Source organism: Streptococcus sp. 1453, from assembly GCF_013276955.1.
Lineage (GTDB): Bacteria > Bacillota > Bacilli > Lactobacillales > Streptococcaceae > Streptococcus.
The window spans coordinates 32,880-41,650 of the sequence record NZ_VMLZ01000007.1 but is presented as its reverse complement, the minus strand read 5'-3'; the positions used below and the strand labels follow the sequence as shown (position 1 = coordinate 41,650).

Here is an 8,771-nt window from a genome sequence, read left to right as displayed (position 1 = left end):
GTTCGATCCCGTTAACTCCCATTTTAGCGGGTGTAGTTTAGTGGTAAAACTACAGCCTTCCAAGCTGTTGTCGCGAGTTCGATTCTCGTCACCCGCTTAGAACTTTGTTCTTTGTACCAAGTTTTTAACTTGGGCGCGTAGCTCAGGTGGTTAGAGCGCACGCCTGATAAGCGTGAGGTCGGTGGTTCGAGTCCACTCGTGCCCATAGTGTTTAGTCCATTACTAGGGGATTGGAATATTATCTGTTCACTAAGAGGACACGGGTTTGTTCCCGTATAAACTATTTTGGAGGATTACCCAAGTCCGGCTGAAGGGAACGGTCTTGAAAACCGTCAGGCGTGTAAAAGCGTGCGTGGGTTCGAATCCCACATCCTCCTTTTGTATTAACGCGGGATGGAGCAGCTCGGTAGCTCGTCGGGCTCATAACCCGAAGGTCGTAGGTTCAAATCCTGCTCCCGCAATAAGGCTCGGTAGCTCAGTTGGTAGAGCAATGGATTGAAGCTCCATGTGTCGGCGGTTCGATTCCGTCTCGCGCCATTTATATATTTTGGAAGGGTAGCGAAGAGGCTAAACGCGGCGGACTGTAAATCCGCTCCTTCGGGTTCGGGGGTTCGAATCCCTCCCCTTCCATTTTACGGGCATAGTTTAAAGGTAGAACTAAGGTCTCCAAAACCTTCAGTGTGGGTTCAATTCCTACTGCCCGTGTTAATAGAATTATGGCGGGTGTGGTGAAGTGGTTAACACACCAGATTGTGGCTCTGGCATGCGTGGGTTCGATCCCCATCACTCGCCTATTTTATATTATTGGGGTATAGCCAAGCGGTAAGGCAAGGGACTTTGACTCCCTCATGCGTTGGTTCGAATCCAGCTACCCCAGTTACTATTTGCCGGCGTGGCGGAATTGGCAGACGCGCTGGACTCAAAATCCAGTGTCCGCAAGGACGTGCCGGTTCGACCCCGGCCGCCGGTATAGTATAGAGTTAGGAACGTTGTTATTCTTCGTTCCTTTTTTATATTAGTTTTGCTATAATTATAGTTATTCAAATTTTATTTAGATTAAGAAAGTGTAGGATAGTATGTCTCGTTCTATCGATTTATTAAAACATCGGTATCTGAAAAATATTAAAGAAAATCCTGAATTGTTTGTCGGAATTGAGTTGGAGTATCCTGTTGTAAACTTGGAAGGGGATGCTACAAATGTTGAAATTATAAAGGATCTATTTCATTATTTAGTTTCCGCTCTGGATTTCATTGTAGAAAAGGTAGATGATTTTGGCAATCCTATCCAGTTAGTAGATCCGATAAGTCAGGATGCTATTTTATTTGAAGTTTCCTATACAACGATTGAGTTTGCATTTGGTAAGGCTGAAACGATTCAAGAGGTCGAAAATCGTTTTAATAATTATATGGATGTAATTCAGAGAAAATTAGGCGAATCAAATCATGCTATTGTTGGCTGTGGTATCCATCCTAACTGGGATAAAAATGAGAATTGTCCAGTGGCTTACCCACGCTATCAGATGTTGATGGACTATTTGAATTTGAGTAGAAATGTTACTAAATCAAACTTACATCATTTCCCTGAATATGGTGCTTTTATCTGTGGGAGTCAGGTTCAGCTGGATATTTCAAAATACAACTACTTACGTGTGATGAGTGCTTTTACTCAAATTGAAGCGGCTAAGGCTTATTTATTTCCAAACTCTGAGTTTTCGGGAGCAGATTGGGATACGAAAATTTCAAGGGATATTTTCTGGGAAGAATCTATGCATGGTATCTATCCAGAGAACGTCGGGGTCAATGCTAGACTCTTTAAAGATGAGGATGATTTTTTTGATTATTTAGATCATTCTGCAATTTTTACTGCGGAACGTGATGGACAAACCTATTATTTTTATCCGATTCAGGCTAGGGACTATTTGCCTACATCTGAAATCCAAGCATATGCTCTTAATGGGGATGAGATTCTTATTTATCCTCAAGAGAAGGATTTTGAAACTCATCGTAGTTACCAGTACCAAGACTTAACGACTCGAGGAACAGTTGAGTTTCGTAGTGTGTGTACACAGCCACTTGATAGGACTTTTGCTTCTGCAGCCTTTCACTTGGGATTGTTAGTTAATTTAGATAAGTTAGTAGCTTACTTAGAAACAGCACCTTTCTTTAAGAAATTTGGTTGTGATTATAAGTTTTTAAGACGACAATTTTCTAGGAAAAAGCTTACAGATGAGGAAGAAACTACGATTATTGAATTTTCCAAAGAATTACTTATCCTATCTGAGGAAGGACTGGAGATGAGAAATAAGCAAGAAATGATTTATTTAGAGCCTTTGAAGAAAGAATTAGGACTATAATTTCTTTTATAAAGGGAGAATTTTCTGAAAAATCATGATATAATGGAAGAGACTATAGATAAAGGATAGAGAGTAATGACATTAGTTTATCAATCAACGCGTGATGCCAACAATACAGTAACTGCTAGCCAAGCTATTTTGCAAGGTTTGGCGACGGACGGTGGTTTGTTTACACCGCTTACTTATCCAAAGGTAGATTTGAACTTTGACAAATTGAAAGATGCTTCTTACCAGGAAGTTGCTAAGTTAGTTTTGTCAGCATTTTTAGATGACTTTACAACTGAGGAGTTGGACTACTGTATCAACAATGCCTACGATAGTAAATTTGATACTCCAGCTATCGCACCTTTGGTGAAATTAGACGGGCAATACAACTTGGAACTATTCCATGGTTCAACGATTGCCTTTAAGGATATGGCCTTATCTATCTTGCCATACTTTATGACGACTGCTGCTAAGAAACATGGTTTGGAGAACAAAATTGTCATCTTAACAGCGACATCTGGTGATACTGGGAAAGCTGCTATGGCGGGATTTGCAGATGTCCCTGGTACTGAGATTATCGTCTTTTATCCAAAGGATGGTGTCAGCAAGGTACAAGAGTTGCAAATGACCACTCAGACTGGTGACAATACTCATGTTATCGCTATAGATGGTAACTTTGACGATGCGCAAACAAGTGTGAAGTACATGTTTAACGACGTGGCTCTTCGTGAAAAATTGGCTACCAACAAGTTGCAATTTTCATCAGCTAACTCGATGAACATTGGTCGTCTGGTGCCACAGATTGTCTACTATGTGTATGCTTACGCTCAGTTGGTCAAGACTGCTGAGATCGTGGCTGGTGATAAGATTAACTTCACAGTACCAACAGGAAACTTTGGAAATATCTTGGCTGCCTTTTATGCCAAACAAATCGGTCTCCCAGTTGGTAAATTGATCTGTGCTTCAAATGACAACAATGTCTTGACAGACTTCTTCAAGACACGTGTTTACGACAAGAAGCGTGAGTTTAAGGTAACAACTAGTCCATCTATGGATATTTTGGTATCTTCAAACTTGGAGCGTTTGATTTTCCATCTTTTGGGAAATGACGCTGAAAATACAGCTGAACTCATGAATGCTTTGAATAGCCAAGGTCAATATGAGTTGACAGACTTTGATACAGAGATTCTTAACCTCTTTGCAGCTGAATATGCGACTGAAGAAGAAACGGCAGCAGAAATCAAGCGTGTTTATGAGTCAGATTCTTATATCGAGGATCCTCATACAGCGGTTGCCTCAGCAGTTTATAAGAAATACCAAGCGGCTACTGGCGATGTGACTAAGACAGTGATTGCTTCAACAGCGAGTCCATACAAGTTCCCAGTGGTTGCAGTAGAAGCTGTAACTGGAAAATCAGGGCTTGGCGACTTTGAAGCCTTGGCTCAATTACATGAAATCTCAGGAGTTGCAGTGCCACCAGCAGTTGATGGTCTTGAAACAGCGCAAGTTCGTCACAAGACAACTGTGGCGGCTACTGATATGCAAGCAGCGGTTGAGGCTTATCTAGGACTTTAAGACAGAGGGAGTAAACTCGGTTGGGAAACCAACTGAGTTTCTTTTCATCAGGAGGAGAGATTGTTTAAGAAAAATAAAGACATTCTTAATATTGCCTTGCCAGCTATGGGCGAAAACTTTTTGCAGATGCTCATGGGTATGGTGGACAGTTATCTGGTTGCTCACTTGGGTTTGATAGCTATTTCGGGTGTATCAGTAGCTGGCAATATTATCACGATTTATCAGGCGATTTTCATAGCTCTGGGAGCTGCTATTTCCAGTGTTATTTCAAAAAGTTTGGGGCAGAAGGATCAGTCTAAGCTAGCCTATCATGTGACTGAGGCGTTGAAAATTACTTTACTCTTAAGTTTCCTTTTGGGAGCTTTGTCTATCTTCTCTGGGCAAGAGATGATTGGACTTTTGGGGACGGAGAGAGAGGTAGCTGAGAGTGGTGGACTCTACCTATCTTTGGTAGGCGGATCGATTGTTTTCTTAGGTTTAATGACTAGTCTGGGAGCCTTGATTCGTGCAACACATAATCCACGTCTGCCTCTTTATGTTAGTCTCTTGTCAAATGCTTTGAATATTCTCTTTTCTAGTCTAGCTATTTTTGTTCTGGATATGGGGATAGCTGGTGTTGCTTGGGGGACTATTCTGTCTCGTTTGGTCGGTCTTATGATTTTGTGGTCACAATTAAAACTTCCTTATACGAAACCGACTTTTGGACTGGATAAAGACTTACTGACCTTAGCTTTGCCAGCAGCTGGAGAGCGGCTTATGATGCGGGCTGGTGATGTCGTGATCATTGCCTTGGTCGTTTCTTTTGGAACGGAGGCGGTGGCGGGAAATGCGGTCGGAGAAGTCTTGACCCAGTTTAACTACATGCCTGCCTTTGGCGTCGCTACAGCAACAGTCATGCAAGTGGCTCGAGCGGTTGGAGAGGATAATTGGAAAAGAGTAGCTAGTTTGAGCAAGCAAACCTTTTGGCTTTCTCTGGTCCTCATGTTACCCTTGACCTTTAGTATCTATGCTTTGGGTATACCACTAACTCATCTCTATACGACTGATCCTCTAGCTGTTGAGGCTAGTGTTCTAGTGACACTTTTTTCACTACTTGGTACTCCTATGACGATAGGAACAGTCATCTATACAGCAGTCTGGCAGGGTTTGGGCAATGCTCGGCTTCCCTTTTATGCGACAAGTATAGGAATGTGGTGTATCCGCATTGGAACAGGATATCTGATGGGGCTTGTGCTTGGTTGGGGCTTGCCTGGTATTTGGGCCGGAACCCTTTTGGATAATGGTTTTCGTTGGCTATTTCTACGCTATCGTTACCAGCGCTATATGAGTTTGAAAGGATAGGAAATGCAAAAAACAGCTTTTATTTGGGATTTAGACGGGACTTTATTGGACTCTTACGAAGCGATTTTATCAGGGATTGAGGAGACTTTTGCTCAGTTTTCTATTCCTTATGATAAGGAGAAGGTAAGAGAGTTTATCCTCAAGTATTCGGTGCAGGATTTGCTTGTGCAGGTGGCGGAAGAGCGAAAGCTAGATGTGGAAGTGCTAAATCAGGTGCGTGCCCAGAGTTTGGCTGAGAAGAATGCTCAGGTAGTCTTAATGCCAGGTGCGCGTGAGGTGTTGAGTTGGGCAAACCAAGTAGGGATTCAGCAATTTGTCTATACTCATAAAGGAGATAATGCTTTTACCATTCTAAGAGACTTGGATTTGGGATCTTATTTTACAGAGATTCTAACCAGTCAGAGTGGCTTTGCGCGCAAGCCTAATCCGGAAGCTGCTACCTATCTGTTAGACAAGTATCAGTTGGATTCTGAGAAGACCTATTATATAGGGGATCGGACTCTGGATGTGGAATTTGCCCAGAATAGTAGAATTCAAAGTATTAACTTTTTAGAGTCGTCTTATGGAGGCAATCATAGGATTCAAGGGTTAGCAGATATTTCCCGTATTTTTGAGTCTGAGCGATAAAAAGATTGTGTCAGTTTTGTGACAGAGACCTAACAAACTATTTCAAGTAATCGAGTTTGTTACAAGGAATAGACAGTTCTGTTAAATAGGCCCGAGAGGGCTTTTTTTCTGCTTTTTTTGTGTTATCATAGACAGGTACTCATTTGAAAGAATGAAGAAAAGAATATTATTAGCCTCAACAGTAGCCTTGTCATTTGCCCCAGTATTGGCAACTCAAGCAGAAGAAGTTCTTTGGACTGCACGTAGTGTTGAGCAAATCCAAAACGATTTGACTAAAACGGACAACAAAACAAGTTATACCGTTCAGTATGGTGATACCTTGAGCACCATTGCAGAAGCTCCAAAAGCGGTAGAAACTACAAGTACAAAAGAAGTAGCAACAAATTCAGAAGTTGCAGAGAAAGTTGCTACTGCAGAAGAAGCCACGCCTTCTACAGGAACTTCTGTTTCAGAGGAGCAAACAGCCGAAACAAGCAGTGCAGTTTCAGAAGCAGCTCCTCAGGCAACGACTCCAGCTGAGAAGCAGGAAATACAAGAAAGCATTCAAGCTGAATCAGCAGTAGAAGCAACTACAACGCCAGTAGAAGAAAAAGCGCCTGAAACACTTGCGACAAGTTCAGAAGAAGCAAAAGAAGCCTCATCAAATGAAGCTATAACAGCAGTTTCTACTTATCAACCAGAAGAGACGAAGATAGTTTCAACAACTTACACAGCTCCAGCTGCGCCCGATTATGCTGGACTTGCAGTAGCGAAATCTGAAAATGCAGGCCTTCAACCACAAACGGCTGCCTTTAAAGAAGAAATCGCCAACTTGTTTGGCATCACATCCTTTAGTGGTTACCGTCCAGGAGACAGTGGAGATCACGGAAAAGGTTTGGCTATTGACTTTATGGTACCAGAAAGCTCAGAACTAGGGGATAAGATTGCGGAATACGCTATTCAAAATATGGCCAGCCGTGGCATTAGTTATATCATCTGGAAACAACGTTTCTATGCTCCATTCGATAGCAAATATGGACCAGCTAACACTTGGAACCCAATGCCAGACCGTGGTAGCGTGACAGAAAATCACTATGACCACGTTCACGTTTCAATGAATGGATAAACCAGACTTTGTAATATCATTTTGACGAATGAGATTTAGCTTTCATGATAGGAAGCGAGTCTCGTTCGTTTTTTTCTTTGTCAATTTGAATGGAAAATTACCATCTTGTAATGAGTTAAGCAACATTCTTGCAATCTATTTTACTTTATATTATACTTGATTAGTCAACTATTGATAAATCAATAAAAGGAAAGAAGAAATGATAGAGATTCAAGATTTACTGTATCAACTCCGCTTGTCTGAGCAAGCGAGTACGCAATTGTTTAAAAAAAGGCTTGGGATTAGTTTGACACGGTATCAGATTTTATTATTTTTACTGAAGCATTCTCCCTGTAATCAAATAGCGGTTCAGGAGCGTTTGAAGATTGATCAGGCTGCTTTGACCCGACATTTCAAAATTCTGGAAAAGGAAGGTTTGGTGGAGCGTCATCGTAATCCTGAAAATCAGCGGGAAGTGTTGGTAGAGGCTACGAAGTATGCCAAGGAGCAGTTAGTGGTGAATCCCCCTCTGCAACATATCAAGGTTAAGCAAGAGATGGAAAGTATCTTAACAGAGTCTGAAAGAACAGAACTCAGCCGTTTATTAAATAAATTGGTTTTGGGCATTGAGAATATAGAGATCTAAGGAGAAAAATATGTCAATTATGACAATTATTTTAGCAACGATCATTGCTTTGGAGCATTTTTACATTTTTTATCTGGAAAGTGTGGCTACGCAATCAGACACTACTAGTCGTGTTTTTAACATGAACAAGGAAGAACTGGCTCGTCCGTCAGTAAGTTCATTGTTTAAAAATCAAGGGATTTATAATGCTTTGCTAGGAGTCTTTCTCTTGTATGGAATTTATTTCTCACAGAATTTAGAAATTGTGACTATTTTTGTTTTATTTGTGATTGGTGCTGCGGCTTATGGCTCTCTCACAGCAGATAAGAAAATTATTTTGAAGCAAGGAGGACCAGCTATTTTGACCTTGATGAGTATTTTATTCTTTAAATAAACTCAAAAATCAATCCTAGACTCGCTAGTTCTTTTCAACTCGAGAATAAGGGAAATATGTTATACTTGTTTTATTGTCGGAAAAAGAGTTTCATGGAATTGGTTGTAAGGAGTTAGAAATGAAAGTATTAGTGACAGGTTTTGAGCCCTTTGGAGGGGAAAAGGTCAATCCAGCCTTGGAGGCCATTAAAGGTTTACCAGCTGAAATTCATGGTGCTGAGGTCCATTGCCTAGAAGTGCCGACAGTCTTTCACAAATCGGCCCAAGTATTGAAAGAAGAGATGAACCGTTATCAACCTGACTTTGTCCTTTGTATTGGCCAAGCAGGTGGAAGATCTAGTTTGACGCCTGAACGAGTGGCTATTAACCAAGACGATGCACGCATTCCTGATAACGAAGGTAATCAACCGATTGACCTTCCCATTCGCCCAGATGGTGCTTCGGCCTACTTTAGCAGTCTGCCGATTAAAGCGATGGTTCAAGCTATAAAAAAAGAGGGATTGCCGGCCTCTGTTTCCAATACTGCAGGGACTTTTGTCTGCAATCATTTGATGTATCAAGTCCTCTATTTGGTCGAAAAGAAATTTCCATATGTTAAGGCAGGTTTTATGCATATTCCTTATATGATGGAACAGGTGGTGAATCGACCGACTACCCCAGCTATGAGTTTAGTGGATATTAGGCGAGGGATAGAAGCGGCAATCGGCGCTATTATAGAACATGGAGATCAGGATCTCAAGTTGGTAGGCGGAGAAACTCATTGATAGAAAAAAGCTTGAGGGGAAAA

8 protein-coding genes and 10 tRNA genes are annotated in these 8,771 nt (G+C 41.4%); all 18 read left to right on the top strand.

All coding sequences use genetic code 11. The features are described from left to right. Positions 1 to 26 precede the first annotated feature (26 nt). A tRNA-Gly gene (locus HW098_RS07055) sits at positions 27 to 97 on the top strand. 34 nt (positions 98 to 131) lie between these two features. Continuing rightward, positions 132 to 205: transfer RNA gene (locus HW098_RS07050), tRNA-Ile, on the top strand. A gap of 82 nt (positions 206 to 287) precedes the next feature. After that, positions 288 to 377: transfer RNA gene (locus tag HW098_RS07045), tRNA-Ser, on the top strand. Positions 378 to 387: 10 nt separating this feature from the next. After that, positions 388 to 461 (top strand) — tRNA-Met (locus HW098_RS07040). A 3-nt stretch (positions 462 to 464) separates the two neighbouring features. Next, positions 465 to 537: transfer RNA gene (locus HW098_RS07035), tRNA-Phe, on the top strand. Positions 538 to 549: 12 nt separating this feature from the next. Continuing rightward, a tRNA-Tyr gene (locus HW098_RS07030) sits at positions 550 to 630 on the top strand. Between the two features lie 4 nt (positions 631 to 634). Further along, positions 635 to 705, top strand: a tRNA-Trp gene (locus HW098_RS07025). A 14-nt stretch (positions 706 to 719) separates the two neighbouring features. After that, positions 720 to 792 (top strand) — tRNA-His (locus HW098_RS07020). Between the two features lie 13 nt (positions 793 to 805). Next, a tRNA-Gln gene (locus HW098_RS07015) sits at positions 806 to 877 on the top strand. Between the two features lie 9 nt (positions 878 to 886). After that, a tRNA-Leu gene (locus HW098_RS07010) sits at positions 887 to 970 on the top strand. Between the two features lie 106 nt (positions 971 to 1,076). After that, complete coding sequence (locus HW098_RS07005; RefSeq protein WP_176139664.1) at positions 1,077 to 2,354, top strand: gamma-glutamylcysteine synthetase; 1,278 nt, start codon at positions 1,077 to 1,079, stop codon at positions 2,352 to 2,354. A gap of 75 nt (positions 2,355 to 2,429) precedes the next feature. Further along, entirely contained in the window at positions 2,430 to 3,914 is a 1,485-nt protein-coding gene (gene thrC, locus HW098_RS07000; protein ID WP_176139663.1) for a threonine synthase, read from the top strand. A 60-nt stretch (positions 3,915 to 3,974) separates the two neighbouring features. Continuing rightward, positions 3,975 to 5,255: an MATE family efflux transporter gene (locus HW098_RS06995; RefSeq protein ID WP_176139662.1), complete on the top strand. Its 1,281-nt coding sequence runs from the start codon at positions 3,975 to 3,977 to the stop codon at positions 5,253 to 5,255. 3 nt (positions 5,256 to 5,258) lie between these two features. Continuing rightward, a complete protein-coding gene (locus HW098_RS06990; RefSeq protein ID WP_176139661.1) occupies positions 5,259 to 5,882 on the top strand; it encodes an HAD family hydrolase in 624 nt (207 codons plus the stop codon). A 151-nt stretch (positions 5,883 to 6,033) separates the two neighbouring features. Continuing rightward, entirely contained in the window at positions 6,034 to 6,987 is a 954-nt protein-coding gene (locus HW098_RS06985) for a peptidoglycan-binding protein LysM (protein WP_176139660.1), read from the top strand. Between the two features lie 199 nt (positions 6,988 to 7,186). Continuing rightward, positions 7,187 to 7,612, top strand: a complete 426-nt coding sequence (locus HW098_RS06980) for a MarR family winged helix-turn-helix transcriptional regulator (RefSeq protein ID WP_049513257.1) — start codon at positions 7,187 to 7,189, stop codon at positions 7,610 to 7,612. 10 nt (positions 7,613 to 7,622) lie between these two features. Beyond that, the gene (locus tag HW098_RS06975) at positions 7,623 to 7,985 is read left to right on the top strand and encodes a DUF1304 domain-containing protein (RefSeq protein ID WP_176139659.1); all 363 of its coding nucleotides are present in this window, start codon (positions 7,623 to 7,625) and stop codon (positions 7,983 to 7,985) included. A 118-nt stretch (positions 7,986 to 8,103) separates the two neighbouring features. Beyond that, positions 8,104 to 8,748 (top strand): pyroglutamyl-peptidase I, encoded by a 645-nt coding sequence (gene pcp, locus HW098_RS06970; protein WP_176139658.1) that lies wholly within the window; start codon positions 8,104 to 8,106, stop codon positions 8,746 to 8,748. Positions 8,749 to 8,771: the final 23 nt, after the last annotated feature.

Bases quoted from the DNA above. Each gene is read 5' to 3' on its own strand.
- HW098_RS06985 (WP_176139660.1), top strand. From the start codon at position 6,034: ATGAAGAAAAGAATATTATTAGCCTCAACAGTAGCCTTGTCATTTGCC.
- pcp (WP_176139658.1), top strand. From the start codon at position 8,104: ATGAAAGTATTAGTGACAGGTTTTGAGCCCTTTGGAGGGGAAAAGGTC.
- HW098_RS07005 (WP_176139664.1), top strand. From the start codon at position 1,077: ATGTCTCGTTCTATCGATTTATTAAAACATCGGTATCTGAAAAATATT.
- thrC (WP_176139663.1), top strand. From the start codon at position 2,430: ATGACATTAGTTTATCAATCAACGCGTGATGCCAACAATACAGTAACT.
- HW098_RS06980 (WP_049513257.1), top strand. From the start codon at position 7,187: ATGATAGAGATTCAAGATTTACTGTATCAACTCCGCTTGTCTGAGCAA.
- HW098_RS06975 (WP_176139659.1), top strand. From the start codon at position 7,623: ATGTCAATTATGACAATTATTTTAGCAACGATCATTGCTTTGGAGCAT.
- HW098_RS06990 (WP_176139661.1), top strand. From the start codon at position 5,259: ATGCAAAAAACAGCTTTTATTTGGGATTTAGACGGGACTTTATTGGAC.